Origin of the sequence: Allomuricauda sp. CAU 1633, assembly GCF_017313225.1 — a bacterium.
GTDB lineage: Bacteria > Bacteroidota > Bacteroidia > Flavobacteriales > Flavobacteriaceae > Flagellimonas.
In genome coordinates this window covers 598,395-615,536 of the sequence record NZ_JAFLNE010000001.1, presented here as the reverse complement: position 1 = coordinate 615,536, position 17,142 = coordinate 598,395, and the positions used below count along the sequence as shown (strand labels likewise).

17 protein-coding genes are annotated in these 17,142 nt (G+C 42.0%); 9 read left to right on the top strand and 8 right to left on the bottom strand.

The genetic code is table 11. The annotated features are described in order from the left end of the window. Positions 1-2: 2 nt before the first annotated feature. Complete coding sequence (ileS, locus tag J0X14_RS02760; protein WP_207096223.1) at positions 3-3,404, bottom strand: isoleucine--tRNA ligase; 3,402 nt, start codon at positions 3,402-3,404, stop codon at positions 3-5. A gap of 183 nt (positions 3,405-3,587) precedes the next feature. On the opposite strand from ileS, the gene J0X14_RS02755 reads away from it, so the two are divergent. Beyond that, on the top strand, positions 3,588-3,908 hold the full coding sequence (locus J0X14_RS02755; protein ID WP_207096222.1) for a hypothetical protein: 321 nt from the start codon (positions 3,588-3,590) through the stop codon (positions 3,906-3,908). A 51-nt stretch (positions 3,909-3,959) separates the two neighbouring features. On the opposite strand, the gene J0X14_RS02750 is transcribed toward J0X14_RS02755, so the two are convergent. From J0X14_RS02750 to J0X14_RS02735, 4 genes are all read right to left on the bottom strand, one after another. Then, the gene (locus J0X14_RS02750; protein WP_207096221.1) at positions 3,960-6,374 is read right to left on the bottom strand and encodes a TonB-dependent receptor domain-containing protein; all 2,415 of its coding nucleotides are present in this window, start codon (positions 6,372-6,374) and stop codon (positions 3,960-3,962) included. 1 nt (position 6,375) lies between these two features. Then, the gene (gene recO / locus J0X14_RS02745) at positions 6,376-7,095 is read right to left on the bottom strand and encodes a DNA repair protein RecO (protein ID WP_207096220.1); all 720 of its coding nucleotides are present in this window, start codon (positions 7,093-7,095) and stop codon (positions 6,376-6,378) included. 90 nt (positions 7,096-7,185) lie between these two features. Further along, on the bottom strand, positions 7,186-8,529 hold the full coding sequence (gene gdhA, locus J0X14_RS02740) for an NADP-specific glutamate dehydrogenase (RefSeq protein ID WP_207096219.1): 1,344 nt from the start codon (positions 8,527-8,529) through the stop codon (positions 7,186-7,188). A gap of 128 nt (positions 8,530-8,657) precedes the next feature. Next, a complete protein-coding gene (locus tag J0X14_RS02735; protein WP_207096218.1) occupies positions 8,658-9,812 on the bottom strand; it encodes a cystathionine gamma-synthase in 1,155 nt (384 codons plus the stop codon). An 85-nt stretch (positions 9,813-9,897) separates the two neighbouring features. Here J0X14_RS02735 and J0X14_RS02730 point away from each other — a divergent pair, with 85 nt between their 5' ends. Next, the gene (locus J0X14_RS02730; protein ID WP_207096217.1) at positions 9,898-10,638 is read left to right on the top strand and encodes a DUF3298 and DUF4163 domain-containing protein; all 741 of its coding nucleotides are present in this window, start codon (positions 9,898-9,900) and stop codon (positions 10,636-10,638) included. 3 nt (positions 10,639-10,641) lie between these two features. Here the strand turns inward: J0X14_RS02730 and J0X14_RS02725 are convergent, their stop codons facing one another. Next, positions 10,642-11,193, bottom strand: coding sequence for a conjugal transfer protein TraO (locus tag J0X14_RS02725; RefSeq protein ID WP_207096216.1), 552 nt, complete (start codon positions 11,191-11,193; stop codon positions 10,642-10,644). A gap of 129 nt (positions 11,194-11,322) precedes the next feature. Continuing rightward, positions 11,323-11,796: a DinB family protein gene (locus J0X14_RS02720; RefSeq protein WP_207096215.1), complete on the bottom strand. Its 474-nt coding sequence runs from the start codon at positions 11,794-11,796 to the stop codon at positions 11,323-11,325. Positions 11,797-11,931: 135 nt separating this feature from the next. Between J0X14_RS02720 and J0X14_RS02715 the strand changes: the two genes are divergently transcribed. The 6 genes from J0X14_RS02715 (at position 11,932) to J0X14_RS02690 (ending at position 15,529) form a co-directional block, all read left to right on the top strand. Then, positions 11,932-12,180, top strand: coding sequence for an ArsR/SmtB family transcription factor (locus J0X14_RS02715; protein WP_410548696.1), 249 nt, complete (start codon positions 11,932-11,934; stop codon positions 12,178-12,180). A 198-nt stretch (positions 12,181-12,378) separates the two neighbouring features. Further along, entirely contained in the window at positions 12,379-13,071 is a 693-nt protein-coding gene (locus J0X14_RS02710; protein ID WP_207096213.1) for an aspartate/glutamate racemase family protein, read from the top strand. Positions 13,072-13,118: 47 nt separating this feature from the next. Next, positions 13,119-13,472, top strand: a complete 354-nt coding sequence (locus J0X14_RS02705; protein WP_207096212.1) for an arsenate reductase family protein — start codon at positions 13,119-13,121, stop codon at positions 13,470-13,472. After that, the gene (locus J0X14_RS02700; protein ID WP_207096211.1) at positions 13,469-14,362 is read left to right on the top strand and encodes a DMT family transporter; all 894 of its coding nucleotides are present in this window, start codon (positions 13,469-13,471) and stop codon (positions 14,360-14,362) included. Before J0X14_RS02705 ends, J0X14_RS02700 begins: the two co-directional genes overlap by 4 nt. Positions 14,363-14,495: 133 nt before the next feature. Further along, complete coding sequence (locus J0X14_RS02695; protein WP_207096210.1) at positions 14,496-14,867, top strand: hypothetical protein; 372 nt, start codon at positions 14,496-14,498, stop codon at positions 14,865-14,867. Then, positions 14,867-15,529, top strand: coding sequence for an SMI1/KNR4 family protein (locus J0X14_RS02690; protein ID WP_207096209.1), 663 nt, complete (start codon positions 14,867-14,869; stop codon positions 15,527-15,529). Before J0X14_RS02695 ends, J0X14_RS02690 begins: the two co-directional genes overlap by 1 nt. Positions 15,530-15,535: 6 nt before the next feature. Here J0X14_RS02690 and J0X14_RS02685 read toward each other — a convergent pair whose 3' ends face one another. Continuing rightward, the gene (locus J0X14_RS02685) at positions 15,536-16,009 is read right to left on the bottom strand and encodes an acyl-CoA thioesterase (protein ID WP_207096208.1); all 474 of its coding nucleotides are present in this window, start codon (positions 16,007-16,009) and stop codon (positions 15,536-15,538) included. A gap of 116 nt (positions 16,010-16,125) precedes the next feature. Between J0X14_RS02685 and J0X14_RS02680 the strand changes: the two genes are divergently transcribed. Then, a complete protein-coding gene (locus J0X14_RS02680) occupies positions 16,126-17,112 on the top strand; it encodes an NAD(P)H-dependent flavin oxidoreductase (RefSeq protein ID WP_207096207.1) in 987 nt (328 codons plus the stop codon). The last annotated feature ends 30 nt before the right edge of the window (positions 17,113-17,142 follow it).

Here is a 17,142-nt window from a genome sequence, read left to right as displayed (position 1 = left end):
TTCTAATGTTTTTGAATAAACAATTTTGTATTCACTTCATCAAAGGCAATTGCTATACCTTCTTCCAATTTTTCCTCAAAGTTCAGCTCAGCGGTCAAGGTTTCGGTTTTGATGTAATCCTCATTGCTGGAAACCGCATTTTCCACCAGGCCGTCCTTCAATATTTTAATGTTGATCTTGTCCGTTACCTCAAATCCGGATTCCTTTCTCAAGTTCTGGATTCGGTTTACAAGTTCCCTCGCAATGCCCTCTTTTCTCAAAGTTTCATTAATCGTAACATCCAAGGCCACGGTCAAGGGACCTGAACTGGCCACTAACCAACCTTCAATGTCCTGGGAACTGATCTCTACATCGGTTAACTGTAAATTAACGCTTTTATTTTCCAATTGCAGCATTAATTCCCCCTCACGTTCAAATTTTTGTATGTCTGCCTGACCCAATTTGGATACTTCAGCGGCAATGGCTTTCATATCCTTACCAAATCTTGGCCCCAAAACCTTAAAATTGGGTTTTATCTGCTTTACCAATATTCCCGATGCATCATCCAACAATTGGATTTCTTTCACGTTTACTTCGGATTTCACCAAATCGGAAACCGCTTCGATATCCCTTCGCTGTTCATCATCCAAAATAGGGATCATAATTTTTTGAAGCGGTTGGCGCACCTTTATTTTTTCCTTCTGACGGATGGATAGCACCAAAGAAGAAATTTTTTGGGCCAATTGCATCTTTCGTTCCAAATCTTTGTTCACCATATTGGCCTCAAAAACAGGGAAGTCTGCCAAATGTACGCTTTCAAATCCATCTTTTTGGGTTGTAGCATCCAAATCTCGGTACAATTGATCCATAAAGAAAGGAGCAATCGGTGCCGATAATTTCGCCACAGTTGACAAACAGGTATAAAGGGTTTGGTAGGCAGAAATCTTGTCCTGCTGGTAATCCCCTTTCCAGAAACGTCTCCTACTCAACCTAACGTACCAGTTACTGAGGTTTTCTTGAACATAATCAGAAATCATCCGTGCCGCACGGGTGGCTTCGTAATCTCCGTAGGCTTCGTCCACATTCTTAATCAAGGTATGGAGCTCGGACAAAATCCATTGATCGATCTCTGGCCTATCCTTCATCGGGATATCAGCTTCGGAATAATCAAACTCATCAATATTGGCATAAAGCGCCATAAAGGAGTAGGTGTTGTACAGCGTTCCGAAGAATTTTCGTTTTACCTCAACAACTCCTTCCAAGTCAAACTTAAGATTGTCCCACGGATTCGCATTGGAAATCATGTACCAACGCGTAGCATCAGGGCCCTGCTCTGGTAACACCTCAAATGGATCTACCGCATTGCCCAAACGTTTGGACATTTTTTTGCCTTCCTTGTCCAAAACAAGTCCGTTGGAAACCACATTTTTATAAGCAATGCTATCAAAAACCATAGTAGCGATAGCATGTAGGGTATAAAACCAACCTCGGGTCTGATCTACACCTTCGGCAATGAAATTGGCCGGGAATGCCACTCCGTCATCAATCAATTCCTTGTTCTCAAAAGGGTAGTGCCATTGGGCATAAGGCATGGAACCACTATCAAACCAAACATCGATAAGGTCTGCTTCGCGCTTCATGGGCTGTCCTGACGGCGAAACCAAGGTGATGCCATCCACGATATTTTTATGCAGGTCGATTTTATCGTAGTTCTCCTCGCTCATGTCACCCACCACAAAATCCTCAAACACATCCCTCTCCATTACTCCGGCTTCAACGGCTTTGGCCATTTCCGACTTCAATTCTTCCACAGAGCCAATAATCAACTCTTCTCTACCATCCTCGGAACGCCAAATGGGCAATGGAATACCCCAATATCGAGAACGGGAAAGGTTCCAATCGTTCGCATTGGCCAGCCAGTTGCCGAAACGGCCTTCACCGGTGGATTTTGGTTTCCAATTGATGGTCTGGTTCAGTTCGAACATGCGATTCTTGACATCGGTCACCTTAATGAACCAAGAATTCAAGGGGTAATATAGAATGGGTTTGTCTGTACGCCAACAGTTGGGATAGCTGTGCACATATTTCTCAACCTTAAAGGCCTTGTTTTCTATTTTTAGTTTGATGGCTAGCTCAACATCAACCGATTTTTCGGGAGCTTCACCTTCATCATAATACTCGTTCTTTACATACTTGCCTCCAAACTCCTTCATTTCGGGCCTAAACTTCCCTTGAAGGTCAACAAGCGGAACTGGATTATCATTTTCATCCAATACCAACATAGGAGGTACTTCAGGCGTGGCCTGTTTAGCCACCAAAGCATCGTCCGCACCAAAGGTGGGTGCAGTGTGTACAATTCCGGTACCGTCTTCGGTGGTCACAAAATCCCCGGCAATGACGCGGAATGCATTTTCTGGATTTTGATAGGGAAGTGCATATGGCAATAATTGCTCGTACTTAATGCCGACCAAATCTATGCCCAAAAAAGTTTCACCCACCAGAAAGGGAATCTTCTTGTCGCCTTCTTTAAAGTTGGACAATTCCTCCTCCGTCTCAACTTTGGAGAACTTTCCTGAGAAATTGTAGCTAACCAAATTTTTGGCCACTACCACATTGATAGGCTCAAACGTATATTGATTGTAAGATTTTACAAGAACATACTCAATCTTGGGACCAACAGTCAAAGCAGTGTTCGATGGAAGCGTCCAAGGTGTGGTCGTCCAAGCCAAAAAGTGGATGTCTCCACCAATTTTCTTTAAAAATTCTGGAAGAGAATCGGATTTGGCCTTGAATTGGGCCGTTACCGTGGTATCGGTAACATCTTGGTAAGTTCCTGGTTGGTTGAGCTCATGGGAACTTAAACCGGTCCCCGCCTTTGGCGAATAGGGCTGAATGGTGTAGCCCTTGTAAATGAGTCCTTTGTTGTAAATCTGTTTCAGCAGCCACCAAACGGATTCCATGTATTTGGACTTGTAGGTGATATAGGGGTCATCCATATCTACCCAATACCCCACTTTTTCGGTCATTTCATTCCACACATCGGTGTAGCGCATGACCGCTTTTTTACAGGCGGCATTGTATTCCTCTATAGATATTTTCTTTCCAATATCCTCTTTGGTGATGCCCAATTCTTTTTCTACGCCAATCTCTACAGGTAAACCGTGGGTATCCCAACCTGCTTTTCTTTTTACTTGAAACCCTTTCATGGTCTTGTAGCGCGGAAAGATATCCTTTATGGTCCGTGCCATGACATGGTGAATCCCGGGCATTCCGTTTGCAGATGGAGGGCCTTCATAAAACACATAGCTTTCCCTGCCCTCCCGTGTGGAAACACTTTTTTCAAAAATCTGTTTGTCCTTCCAAAAGTTCAGAACCTCTTCCGATACCTTGGGCAAATCCAATCCCTTATATTCTGCAAACTTCATATATATTGCTACTTCTTCTCGAATTCCAAGTTTGCAAAATTATAAATTTAGATGGAAATATACCCTTCCCTTGGGGGTATTAGTATTTCCTTAATAGCCTTAACCTAAATATGATATGCCCCACATAACCATTTACATTAATTTCACTACCTTGAAATTTAATAACACTAAACCATTTATAACATGAAAAAAGTTTTAGTCGCCGTAATGGCCTTGACTTTATCAATGTCTGTATTGACCTCCTGCAGAGAGGCAGCAGATAAGGCAAAAGAAGCCTCCGAAGAGGCCAGCGAAACCTTTGAAAAAGCAGGAGAGGATTTAAAAGAAGCAACAAATGATGCTGTAGATGCGGTAAAAAAAGCAGGGGACGAAGCAATGGAAATGGGCGAACAAGCTGTTGATAGCATTAAAAAGGCCGGAGAAGAGGCCATGGACAAGGCCGAAGAAATGGGTGAAGATGCTAAAGAAATCACCAAAAAGGCAATGGACAGCCTAAAAATGTAATAAAAACATGAAGTAATAAAGGCATGGGAGTTCCCATGCCTTTTGCTTTTTTTAAAAGACGTATCCAAGTCCTAAAATTAGATTGGTACCTGGTGCCGCAATACCCGATGAATACATCCGATACCGTTGGTTGGTCATGTTTTCCAAACCTACCGTGGCTTTCAAAGCATTTGAGATTTGGTATTGCGACTTAAAATTCAAGGTATACCAAGATGGGGAATATGGGTTCCCATTGGCATCACTGGCATAAATGTAATCCTTGCTTTGTTCCGAAAGTGCCAAATCATCGTTACTAATCTCACCGTTGTAGTTGACAAAGACGTCTGCTTTAATTTTTTCATTTTGCCAAACCAAATGGGCATCACCAAAGGTGGGTGCCGCATGACGGGCAGGGCTATCCATACCATCATCGTCTTCTTCAGTTCCCTCGGTGAGAGTTAGGTTGGATGAAAATGACCAATGCTCATCAAAAAAGGCCTCCATCCCAAATTCAAAACCATACACATAAGCCTTGGCCGCATTCTGTATGGCCTGTACATTGCTCATTTCGCCATTGTACTCAATCTCGGTTTCGCCATTAAAGTTAAAATCCCTTCGTACTAGCGCATCCACCAAATACGTGTAAAAGGCAGCTCCTTTTAAAACAAATCGGTTGCTGAAATTTTTTCGGATTCCCAATTCACCATTATAGGCATATTCGGGTTCCAAATCTGGATTTGGAACCACCACAGAGCCGGGTTCGGAATCAAAGATTTTTCCAATATCATCAATGTTGGGCGCTCGGAATCCGGTAGACCCATTCAATGTTATCTGTAAATCCTCCCTTGGAAACCAACTGAACCCTAAACTTCCGGTGAGGGCTCCGGTTACGATATCAGCCTCATCAAAAGGAAAAGGATAGAAGGTTTTTTCAAACTCGGCATCCACCCAAACCTGACTATATCGAATTCCGGAAAGTAGCGTGAAATTAGGTTCCAGTTGATATTCCCCATTGATGTAGCCCGCAAAGGTCTGCCAAGTAGATCCATCGGGATATCGGGACGCGGTGCGTTCCGTCTCATTCGTTTCTATATTTCTCCAGCTTCCAGTGGAACCTACTTTGTTGAACACATATTCCGCACCATAATACAAGTGCAGCCCTCCCAGCTGTTTGTTCTCAAAATCGAGGTTCAAAGACAGCGCATCCACTTTTTCCTTGGTAGAGAACAGGTCAACGTCTCCAAAACCACGGTCATGGCGACTCTCTTCAAAAAACTGATAGGCCGTTGTGAGCTTTACGCGATCATAAAATTTGCTATCCCCTTTTTTAGTGACCTGAAAATTCCCCATAAACCATTTCTGGGGACCATAATACCATTCTGCCGACCGGAGTCCCTGTCCATCACTGGTAGGGCGAATCAATCGGTCGTATCTGGAATAATCTGAGGTTTCAGAATAGTAGACTCCTAGATTGTAATTCCAGGTATCATTGGGTCGAAACGCAAATTTTTGCAAGAAGTTAAGCTGGTCATATCCTGAAGAGACTTGCTTTTTGGGGTCGTCATTGGCCACCAAAACATCCGTTCCATTCTGTTGGATAACGTAATTATTTCGGAGGTAGGAATCCGGGCCGTGTTCTCCCATTTTCAAGTCATCAAAATTATTGTAGGTGAAACTGGTGTATGATGCCCACTTTTGCTTCCCGAAATTAAACTCGATATGACCAGTACTTTCATTGTTGGCTGAAGCAAATCTGTAATCGGCCTTTCCCGAAAACGCCAAACTGTCCGTAAAGGAAAAATGGGGTCTTTGTGTGTAGAAGTTCATTACACCGCCAATGGCATCGCTACCATAAATCACCGAGCCTGGGCCAAAAATAACTTCGGTCTTGTTCACGGTAAAAGGATCAATGGAAATTACATTTTGAAGGTTTCCTCCCCTGAAGATGGCGTTGTTCATCCGAACCCCATCCACCGATAACAATAACCTATTGGTGGCAAAACCTCTAATCATAGGGCTTCCGCCACCCAATTGACTTTTTTGCACAAAGACCTTTCCACTGTTTTGCAACAAATCTGCCGAGGTTTGGGGTGCCGTAAAAGAGATGCTTCTGGCATCAATGGTTTCAATTTTTTGGGGAATATTCTTTTTCTGCTGCTCCCATTTGGAAACGGATAACACCACTTCCTCAAGTTCTTCGGATCTTAAATAAAGGTACACTCGATTACCTTTTTTGGCTATCTGTGATTTTGAGGCGGCATAAATCTCATAGCTGAGATGTTGAAACGTAATTCGTTCATTATTGTGAAAGATTCCCAAATCACTTTTTCCGTTAGCATCTGTGACGGTGGATTTCGATTTTGATTTGTTAAAAATGGCCAGATTGGAAATGGGTATTCCCGAATCGGCATCAAGAACGGTTACTTCTTGGCCGTAAAACGAAAGGGAAATGAGTAAAAAAATTAAGGTTAAGGTTGGTTTAAACATGTTAGTTAAAAACAGAATTTAGTACGGCAAGGGACTTTGGTTCCCTGAATCCATGCACATGCAAACGGTAATACAGAATGACCATTTTTAAGAGTTCCCGCCTGTTAGACTTAGTTAGTTGTATCGTCTGTAATGCATCAAAATTCGTGCCTAAAAACTGTTTAAAATTCTCCAATAATTCATTCTGAATCAATGGGTTAATTGATGGGGTTTTGCTAAAACTCCCTTCCTGAAGATCAAAAAAAGGCGCATTTTGAAAAGAAGTGTCAGGATAGAAGCCCAAATACTTGGTAAGATTCAACAAAAAAAGAAGGTGAAAATTGGGATTGGCGGGATGCTCATCCAACCAAAGCAATGCATATTCCAAATAGTTGAAAAGGCTTTCATCCTGCTCTTCTTCATGGATGCTGTTACCCAACATTTCAGCTAGAAAAAGAACAATGCTGTTTTTAACAATATCGGTATGCAGGGTCTTGTAAGGCATGGATACTTTTACCTCTTTTATGCCTTCTAAAGTTCCCTTGTTCTTATGGTTGGCCACTATTTCCAACTGCATGAGCGGGAGAAAATAGGCGGGTTTCAATTTTCCCTTTTTTGAGCCCATAACGCCTTTCAATAAGTAGGATTTTAACCCATCGGAAGCTGTAAAGGCCTTAACAATAAGGCTGGTGTCGCCATATTTTAGGGAAGAAAGCACTATGGCCTTGGTGGTTACTTGCATAGGGTTCAAAAAAAAGGCAGTTACAGAAAGGGTAAAAATAATCACTCCTTCCGGTAACTGCCAACCAAAAACTCTGGTTGATTATAGGAATTATATCACTCCTTGAGCCAACATGGCGTCTGCAACCTTTACAAAACCAGCAATATTGGCTCCTTTTACATAGTTACAGTAACCATCTTCCTCTTTACCATATTCAATACAGGCATCATGAATATCACCCATGATTCCCTTCAATCTTTCGTCAACTTCCTCTCGAGTCCAGCTAATGCGAAGCGAGTTTTGAGACATTTCCAAGCCTGAAGTGGCCACACCCCCCGCGTTTGATGCCTTGCCGGGTGCAAACAAAATTCGGGCATCGTGAAATGCATGGATAGCTTCTGGGGTAGAAGGCATGTTTGCTCCTTCTGCCACGGCTATACATCCGTTCTTGATCAATGTTGAAGCATCGTCTCCATCCAATTCGTTTTGGGTAGCACATGGCAATGCAACATCACAAGCCACTTTCCAAGGGGTTTCTCCTTCATGAAATTCTGCCGATGGATACTTATCCACATATTCGGAAATCCTGCCCCTCTTGTTATTTTTCAAATTCATGACAAAGGCCAGCTTTTCTTCATCAATTCCGTCTTTGTCATAGATATACCCACCGGAATCAGAAAGTGTCAATACCTTCCCACCTAAATGCAGTACTTTTTCAGCAGCGTATTGTGCCACATTACCAGAACCTGAAATGACCACTTTTTTACCTTTAAAAGTTTCATTTTTGGTCTTTAGCATACTATCGGCGAAGTAGACTGTTCCGTATCCTGTAGCCTCGGGACGAATCAAGGAACCACCCCATGAAAGGCCTTTCCCTGTCAATACGCCCGTAAACTCGTTGCGAATTTTCTTGTACATCCCAAAAAGGAAACCAATTTCACGGGCTCCCACTCCAATATCCCCAGCGGGAACGTCTGTGTTGGGACCAATGTGTCTACACAACTCCGTCATAAAAGCATGGCAAAAGCGCATCACCTCATCATCGGATTTTCCTTTTGGATCAAAATCAGAGCCTCCTTTTCCGCCTCCCATGGGCAAGGTCGTCAGACTATTTTTAAAGACCTGTTCAAAGGCCAAGAATTTTAATACACTGGCATTTACAGTGGGGTGGAATCGAAGTCCACCTTTATACGGACCAATGGCCGAGTTCATTTGAATACGATAGCCCCGGTTTACATGAATTTCGCCATCATCATCAATCCAAGCCACTCTGAAGGAGATCAATCGTTCTGGCTCCACCATGCGCAAAAGGATATTTTTCCCATGATAAATATCCTGGGTAACAATGTATGGTATTACGGTTTCGGCAACTTCTTGAACCGCTTGGATGAACTCTGGTTCATGGCCGTTTCTGGCGATGACCTCATCCATGAATGCTTTAATTTTGTCTTCCATATAACGGATTTATGTTTGTTGCTCCTGCAACTTTAATTAGACGTAGTTTTATTGAATTTTGAATTTGACCGCAAAATTATGGTATTTACATAATTTGAAGGGGCTTTTTTTAAAAATTTTTCAATTTCCTAACCTATGGCTTGCTCCAAATCTGCAATGAGGTCATCTACATCTTCAATACCCACGCTCAAGCGAATCAAAGCATCGACCACTCCGCTTTTTTCTCGTTCCTCTTTGGGGATACTGGCATGCGTCATGCTTGCCGGATGGCCTGCCAAGCTTTCCACACCTCCCAACGATTCGGCCAAAGTGAAGACCTCCAGTTTTTCCACAATTTTAATCGCCTCTTCATAACTGCTTCCTTTGGGCACAAAAGATATCATCCCCCCAAAACCGCTCATCTGACTTTTGGCTATGTCATGGTTGGGGTGCGATTCAAATCCGGGCCAGTATACTTTTTCAATTTTGGGATTTTGGTTTAAATAGTTGGCTATAGCTTCACCGTTTTCGCAATGGCGTTGCATCCGCACATGGAGTGTTTTTATGCCACGTAGCGTTAAAAAGCTATCCATAGGACCACACACGGCTCCACTGGCATTTTGTATGAAATAGAGCTTGTCCGCCAACTCTTTGTCCTTCACTACCAAAGCTCCTACTACTAAATCACTGTGCCCTCCCAAATATTTGGTGGCAGAGTGCATTACAATGTCCGCACCCAAATCCAACGGTCTTTGTAAATAAGGTGTAGCGAAAGTGTTGTCCACAGCCAGCAAAAGCTTGTGTTTTTTGGCCAAAGCAGAAGTTGCTTTAATATCGATGATGTTCATCATGGGGTTGGTCGGGGTCTCCACCCAAATCAACTTGGTTTTTGCATTGATGTGAGCTTCAATGGCATCCATATTTTGCATTCCAATAAAATGGAATTTTATGCCATATTTCTCAAAAATCTGCTTAAAAAGTCGGTAGCTTCCACCATACAAATCGTTGGTGGATACAACTTCGTCACCAGGTTCCAATAATTTTATCACGGCATCAATAGCCGATAACCCGCTGGCAAAAGCCAATCCGTAGACTCCATTTTCTATACTGGCCAAGGCATTCTCCAAAGCCGTTCGAGTTGGATTGGCACTTCGGGAATATTCAAATCCCTTGTGTCCACCCGGAGTGCTCTGGGCATAAGTGGAGGTTTGGTAAATGGGTGGCATTACCGCGCCATACGCTTTGTCTGGTTGCTGCCCTCCGTGAATGGTTTTGCTGTTGAATCGTAACTCTTTTTTGCTCATTTTCTTATGATCTTGCTACAAATGTATTGTTATCTTTCGGAGTTTTCAATGAAGTCTTATTTTTGGGAACCCTAAAACCTCACTCATGAAAAAGTATCTTGCCCTACTTTTAATCCTCTGGATTCCTTTTGGTTGCGAAACTGAACACAAACTTACTTTTGAACCCCTTGAATTACACGGAGAATCCTGCAAGAGCTGTCCTGAAATCACCATAAACCTTCCACATGCCTTAGATGATACGGGAGTGGCCACTGCCATAAACCGAAGTTTACGGGAAGAGGTCATTGCGCTACTGTCTTTTAGCGATAATAAAGACATTGGGAATGTGGATGATGCCATGGCTTCTTTTACTGATAGTTATAAGGAATTAAAAGCCAAGTTCCCGGATGAAATTGAATGGGAGGCCAAGATAAATGGTGAGGTCATTTATGAAGATGCCAACCTAATTACCATTGTGGTCAACTCTTATACCTTTACCGGTGGCGCACACGGTTATGGTTCCACAAGTTATCTCAATTTTGATAAAACAAAAGGTGCCGAGCTGGAAAACTGGGAGCTTTTTGATGACCCTGAAGGTTTTGAAAAGTTTGCAGAGACCAAGTTCAGGGTACAGGAGAAAATCCCCCAAGACAGCAACATCAATGCTACTGGTTTTATGTTCGAAGGGGACGCATTTCATTTGTCCAACAATGTAGGGTACACCAACGATGGGGTACAATTGATCTACAACCAATATGAAGTGGCCTCTTATGCGGATGGCCCCATCATCCTGACCCTTCCCTATTCTGAGGTAAATCTTTTTTTAAAGCGAAAGGTGAAGTCTTAAACTTCACTTCAGGTAATACCGAATGCCAACTCCTAACAGTAGCATAGTGTCATTCAGGTCGCTGTTGAAATGATAAAAGCCACTTGTTGGGACAAACAATGAAAAGGCATCCGAAAGAAAGAAATCCATTTCAAAAGAAGCAAAACCACCATAAATAAAACTGCTTTCCGCCGTTACCGCATCAAACGGAAATTCAGTTTCCCCATTGTTGATGTACTTGTACCCTACGGATGGCCCTCCGCCAAAAAAAATGAAGAACCCCCGCTTCGGAGAAGTCAAAATTGTGGTGAAATACCCCAAATTGAACAGGTAATCGTGATACGGGAATTCAACACCAGAATCGGGTTGCTCTTTGGAAAAAGCGGCCACCAAGGAGACTTGAAGATAATCCGTCGTGCTGTGATAATGGTTTACATTGAGCTGTATACCATACCCATCAGTTTTGTAAGTAGGTACCACCCCAACCGAAAAGTTACTTCTTTGGGAATGGATTTGCTGAATAGAAATCAGAAACAAGGCCCAGAGGCCCAAATTGAATGCGTAGGTCTTTCTCATTTTGGTTAAGATTTGGAATTAAAGAAACCTGTACTATCGCTTTGGGGTACTGCGCAATTGCCATTTTATAGCACTAAAGATACAAAATGGAGGGAAATGGGGTTATAATTCCCAAGTCAAGGGAAAGTCTTAACGGGCGTTTTCCAATGCCTTTTGCAAACCTCGGATAGCTCCTAAATGAATTCCTTCATGAAAGGCACTAAAGGCAATGGCATCTTCGGCACTGGTAAGGGTTACATTGACCGAGGTGGTGAGTTCTTTGTAGTTTTTTACATTCAATCTGCCGTGTTCGTAATCCAATTGAATGTGTTTTACCGTGCTGAAGAGATAGGCCGAAATCTTTTCCAATTCTTGTGCGGAAGGTTCTCCATCAGGAAAGGTTCCCTTACGGTAGGTATTGATTAACTCTTCCTCAATGGTATAATCCAATCCACATAATCCATACACCAATAGTTGAGGAGTCACCACAACATGGGCAATGTTCCACCAGATATTGTTATTATATCCTTCTGGAATTTTGTACAGCTCTTCTTTTGGGGTCTGCTGTAAGATATCATGTAGTAATTTCCTGTTCTTAAGGAGGATGTCAAATATCTTTTCCATGATTATGTATCAAAAAACCAAGGTTTTGTTAAAACATATCTAGTTTTTTAGATATGTAAATATTTTGATTTATATTTGTTTATGGATTTTATTGAAATCAATAAGGTTTTATCCAATAAAACTAGGGTTAATATTTTGAAATGGTTAAAAAACCCGGAATTAAATTTTCCGCCCCATCAAGATATTGATCATTTTGATGACGGGGTATGCGTAGGATATATTCAAGATAAAACCGGACTGTCTCAGTCTACCATTTCAACCTATTTGAATTCCATGCAAAATGCCAAATTGGTTGTTCCAACCCGGCATGGCAAATGGACCTATTACAAGAGAAATGAACAAACCATTAAGGCCTATTTGGAGGCCCTAAAAAAAGAACTGTAATTTTTTAAGTGAACATATTGAAATTTAGCGAAATGTAAATATTATGGAAAACTGTACAATTTGCACACCTCAAAGATCAGTAACCCAAAATCCGTTTAAAGCCTTGGCTCGGAAAGTGTCTCTTTTTTTAACTTCAATTACCATAGAGGGAGCTGAAGAAATGTCAAAAATGAAGTAAAATTCAAAACCAGTAAAAAAATGAAAACAATTGGAATGATCGGTGGCATGAGTTGGGAGTCCTCAAAAATATATTACCAACACCTCAACGAAATGGTCCGGAATCAATTGGGAGGCTCACACTCTGCAAAAGCTATTCTTACCTCAGTCGACTTTGATGAAATTGAACGCCTTTCCTTTTCAGGCGATTGGGACCAAATTGGAGACCTTATGGGCCTACACGCCAAAAAATTGGAAATTGCAGGTTCTGATATTGTTCTCTTATGCACCAACACCATTCATTTGGTGAGTAATTTCATTACAGATGCCTTGGACATTCCTTTTTTGCACATTGCCCATGCCACTGGACAAGCGATTACAGAGAAAGGAATGGGAAAAGTGGCCCTTTTGGGCACCAAGTTCACCATGGAGAATGATTTTTATACCAAAATTCTTACTGAGGACTATGGCCTGGATATCATTGTTCCAGATGAAAAAGATAGGGAAAGCCTTCATTCCATGATCTACAATCAGCTGGTCAAAGGGATTTTTACCGAAGAATCCAAAGCAATCTGTTTGGACATTATTAAAAGAATGGAGATGCAGGGAGCTGAAGGAGCTATCCTAGGCTGTACGGAACTTCCTTTGCTCATTCCAGCAGAAGAAGCTTCAATCCCTACCTTTGATACTACTAAAATCCACGCGCAAAAAGCTGTTGAATTTGCACTTTCATAACATGAATTGATTCATTTTTAACTTCCTTTGTGCCTTAGAACATGATCATGAAAAAGATTTACCATTTGGGCAGCTGTTCTACCTGCCAACGTATTTTAAAAGAATTTGAGCCTTTGGATGGTGTTCAATTACAAGAAATCAAAACGGAACCCATGACTTCTGGCCAATTGGAAGAAATGTCCTCACTCGCTGGAGGGTACGAGCCTCTGTTCAGTAAAAGGGCCATGTTATACCGGCAAAAAGGTTTGCAGGAGAAACAACTTTCCGAAAACGATTATAAGGAACTTATTCTTGAGCATTATACCTTTTTAAAGCGACCCGTTGTTTTGGTTGATGGGAAAATTTTTATCGGAAACTCCAAAAAAGTGGTCGAGGCCGCAAAAGAGGCCCTTCACCCATGAGCAAAAGAACACTCGCAATTTTAGCCGCTATTGGGGCCACTATTATCTATGGCCTTAACCATACCATTGCCAAAGGGGCCATGCCCAATTATGTGGGTCCTTTTGCCTTTATCATGTTGCGGGTAGGTGGGGCCACAATCCTGTTTACCTTGATTTCATTTTTTGGCCCTAAAGAGAAGATTGAGAAAAAGGACTGGGGCCGAATATTGGCCTGTTCCTTCTTGGGCATGGTAGTCAATATGTTGGCCTTTTTTAAAGGCTTGCAGCTCTCCACACCTATTAATAGTGCCGTTTTGGTGACCATTACCCCCATCATTGTAGTAATTCTATCTGCCTTGTTTCTTAGCGAGCGAATTACCTTAAATAAGGGAATGGGTATTTTTTTAGGGTTTATTGGAGCTCTTGGCCTTATTCTTTTTGGAGCCGAAATACGCCAAGACGCTCCTAATATTCCAATGGGTAATTTCCTCTTCATTCTTAATGCGACATGCTATGGCTCCTATCTCATTTTAGTGAAAAAACTGCTGGAAAAATACCATCCTTTCAATCTCATGAAATGGTTGTTTGGCCTTGCCTTTATCATGAATTTTCCCATTACCTTACCAGAATTTCTGGAAATAGAATGGGCCACCATGCCGCTGTGGGTATACGGTTCCGTAGCTTTTGTGGTGATTGGCACCACCTTTATGACCTATCTTTTTAATGTGTTCGCCCTTAGAGAACTCAAGGCGTCAACCGTAGGGGCTTTTATCTATGTACAACCACTCATTGGTATCCTGTTTGCCCTATTTTCGGGCAAGGACCACCTAACCTTGGTCAAAATTTTGGCCACCTGTTTGGTATTATTGGGAGTGTACCTGGCCGGTAAACGACCCAAGCCAAAAATTTGATCCACTAATTTTTCCATAGCCCATTATTCGTCAACTTGTTTGGGGTGTTCATCAATTAACCCCTAAAAATTCTATGCCAGAGCTTTAGTTTCAACTCACAATTGGAATCGCTTTTTAGCTGAATAGAAATATTATGAATCTGATAATTCTCGGAGTTGCCACTGGTCTTCTCCTTTTTGTCGCACTTCTTTGGGTTGAGAAAAAATTGATGAAAGCCTTTGAAATAAATCCATTGCTGGAACTGGGGTTGATTTACCTCGCTTTTTATTGGTTGCCTGATCTGGCCTATAAATTTCTTCCGCCTTTCTGGAAAACGGAGCAGGTAATTAACCCCTTGCAGCTTGAAGGGTCTTTAGGTTTTATGTTGCGCTTAAATAAACCACATATGTCTGTGGTGGATTTGGCTTTTTCCGTATTTCTCGTGTGCATAATTGGACGTTTCATTTACGTCTTTACTGCAAAAAAATCGTTGTGGGGAAAAATTGATGACAAAGAAGAGCACTGATGGACACCCCACATTCCCAGCAAATAGGGCGAATCAAGAAAAAGTTACTGGAAGCTAAAACAATTGATAAAGATTGTTTGGTCTTTGGAGCAAGTGCACACAAATACGCAATGCACTCCCCTGCCACCATTTCCCAAGTTGAATCTTTTGAAGCAACCTATGGAATTCAACTCCCCGAGTGCTACCGTGCTTTTAAACTCCATGTTGGAAATGGGGGAACATCATACCAAAACTCTGGTGCAGGCCCTTATTACGGAATCTACACACTCGGAGATCATCTGGATACATTGGTCTACGAAGACCCTAAAATATTCCTGAAAAATAACTGTTGTCTGTATCCTAAAATGAAAGATGCACAATGGAAAAAGCTAACCAAAATCTTGGATGAAGATGGTCTTTCTGACGAAGTCTATTATGAAGAGTTTACTAAAATCTACGGAGGAATTCTTCCGTTAGGCACCCAAGGTTGCACCTATGTTCATGGGCTTCTTCTCAATGGCCCTCACAAAGGGAAAGTGGTAAATCTTGAAATGTCTGCTGACCAAAAACCCTTCTTTGCCCCGGACACTACTTTTTTGGACTGGTACGAGCGTTGGCTCGATGAAATCATTTCAGGGAAATTAATTAAAAAATCGCCAAGCTGGTTTGGCTATACCCAATAGTAAGCTTTAAAGATCTTTCGGAATTTGAACAAATTTTCGGGTATCGGCCTTGGTCAACACCTTAAAATCATCTGTCTTTTCCATTCTTTCAAAAGCATCCAAGAATTCTTGGGGCAACCCTATCAGTTTTCGTTCTTTCAAATCAATCCAAGCACCCATCATTTGGCACCGAGCAAAATTTTTGCCTTTGCTATCATAAAAATCGTGCTCAAACTCAAAGAACATTCCATCTTCGCTCATTCCTTTAAACCCCAAAGAAACCTTTACTGGTTTTCCGGCAAAAACCTCCTTAAAATAATACATGTGTTCATAAAAGACCACAGGACCAATATTGTGTTCGGCCATGCTTTTTTGAGTAAAGCCCAACTGTCCCAAATAGGCCATTCGGGTGTGGCTCATAAAGTTGATATAGGCCGAGTTGGCCAAGTGGCGATTGGCATCCAAATCGCTCCATCGAATCTCAAATTCCTTAAAAAACATACGGGTTATTTGTTATGCATGCATAATAGTTGACAAAAATACCATAGTTTTATAAACTGACTACAATGAAGTCGTATTATTAATTCTATTTTTAAACATAGTTTAACACAAAAGCCATGAGCCAAAAAGCCACGTTTATCAAAGACCTATCCTTACCTGTAATAGCTGCCCCCATGTTCCTTATTTCGGGTCCAAAATTGGTGGTGGAATGTTGCAAAAATGGCATTGTTGGCACCTTTCCCGCCCTTAACCAGCGTACCAGTGAAGGCTTTGAGGAATGGCTTATCCAAATAAAGACAGAGCTACAGCAATTTGAGGAAGAAACCGGCAAAAAGGCAGCTCCTTTTGGGGTAAACCTGATTGTCCATCCCACAAACCCTAGGTTGGAAGCTGATGTAAAACTCTGCATAAAACATAAGGTTCCGTTGGTAATCACATCGCTTGGCGCAGTAAGTATGGTGGTTGATGCCATCCACAGCTATGGCGGATTGGTGTTCCACGACATTATTAAAAAACGACACGCCGAAAAGGCGGCAGAGGCAGGCGTCGATGGTTTGATTCTGGTTTCAGCGGGTGCCGGAGGGCATGCAGGAAACATCAACCCCATGAGCTTAGTGGCCGAAGTGAAAAAAATCTTCAACAAGACAGTCATTCTTTCAGGATGTATCAGTACTGGTAGGGATGTTGCCTCTGCAATGCAAATGGGTGCTGATTTGGCCTACATGGGAACACGCTTTATTAACACAGAGGAAAGTAAGGCTACGGAAGAATACCGAAAAATGATTATCGAAGCCGGTGCCAGCGATGTAGTATATACCGCAGCCATTTCAGGTGTACATGCCAACTTTTTGGCCGCAAGCCTAAAGGCTGCCGGGATTTCTGAAGAAGATTTAAAAAAAGACCGCAAAATTGACTTTGGGAAAGAACTCAATACAGAAGCCAAGGCCTGGAAAACTATTTGGTCTGCAGGGCAAGGCGTAACCACGATAAACGATGTACTGCCCGTTTCAAAACTGGTGGATAATCTCAAAGTTGAATTCAAGGACTCCATTGAGGAACAAGCCAAACTGTTGGAGACTTTTCCCAAAGAAATGCTGCCGTAATTTTCTTTTGTATTTTGTATCGGTATAATC

Coding starts and splice junctions, on each gene's coding strand:
- ileS (WP_207096223.1), bottom strand. CDS start 3,404: ATGAAGTTTGCAGAATATAAGGGATTGGATTTGCCCAAGGTATCGGAA.
- J0X14_RS02755 (WP_207096222.1), top strand. CDS start 3,588: ATGAAAAAAGTTTTAGTCGCCGTAATGGCCTTGACTTTATCAATGTCT.
- J0X14_RS02750 (WP_207096221.1), bottom strand. CDS start 6,374: ATGTTTAAACCAACCTTAACCTTAATTTTTTTACTCATTTCCCTTTCG.
- recO (WP_207096220.1), bottom strand. CDS start 7,095: ATGCAAGTAACCACCAAGGCCATAGTGCTTTCTTCCCTAAAATATGGC.
- gdhA (WP_207096219.1), bottom strand. CDS start 8,529: ATGGAAGACAAAATTAAAGCATTCATGGATGAGGTCATCGCCAGAAAC.
- J0X14_RS02735 (WP_207096218.1), bottom strand. CDS start 9,812: ATGAGCAAAAAAGAGTTACGATTCAACAGCAAAACCATTCACGGAGGG.
- J0X14_RS02730 (WP_207096217.1), top strand. CDS start 9,898: ATGAAAAAGTATCTTGCCCTACTTTTAATCCTCTGGATTCCTTTTGGT.
- J0X14_RS02725 (WP_207096216.1), bottom strand. CDS start 11,193: ATGAGAAAGACCTACGCATTCAATTTGGGCCTCTGGGCCTTGTTTCTG.
- J0X14_RS02720 (WP_207096215.1), bottom strand. CDS start 11,796: ATGGAAAAGATATTTGACATCCTCCTTAAGAACAGGAAATTACTACAT.
- J0X14_RS02710 (WP_207096213.1), top strand. CDS start 12,379: ATGAAAACAATTGGAATGATCGGTGGCATGAGTTGGGAGTCCTCAAAA.
- J0X14_RS02705 (WP_207096212.1), top strand. CDS start 13,119: ATGAAAAAGATTTACCATTTGGGCAGCTGTTCTACCTGCCAACGTATT.
- J0X14_RS02700 (WP_207096211.1), top strand. CDS start 13,469: ATGAGCAAAAGAACACTCGCAATTTTAGCCGCTATTGGGGCCACTATT.
- J0X14_RS02695 (WP_207096210.1), top strand. CDS start 14,496: ATGAATCTGATAATTCTCGGAGTTGCCACTGGTCTTCTCCTTTTTGTC.
- J0X14_RS02690 (WP_207096209.1), top strand. CDS start 14,867: ATGGACACCCCACATTCCCAGCAAATAGGGCGAATCAAGAAAAAGTTA.
- J0X14_RS02685 (WP_207096208.1), bottom strand. CDS start 16,009: ATGTTTTTTAAGGAATTTGAGATTCGATGGAGCGATTTGGATGCCAAT.
- J0X14_RS02680 (WP_207096207.1), top strand. CDS start 16,126: ATGAGCCAAAAAGCCACGTTTATCAAAGACCTATCCTTACCTGTAATA.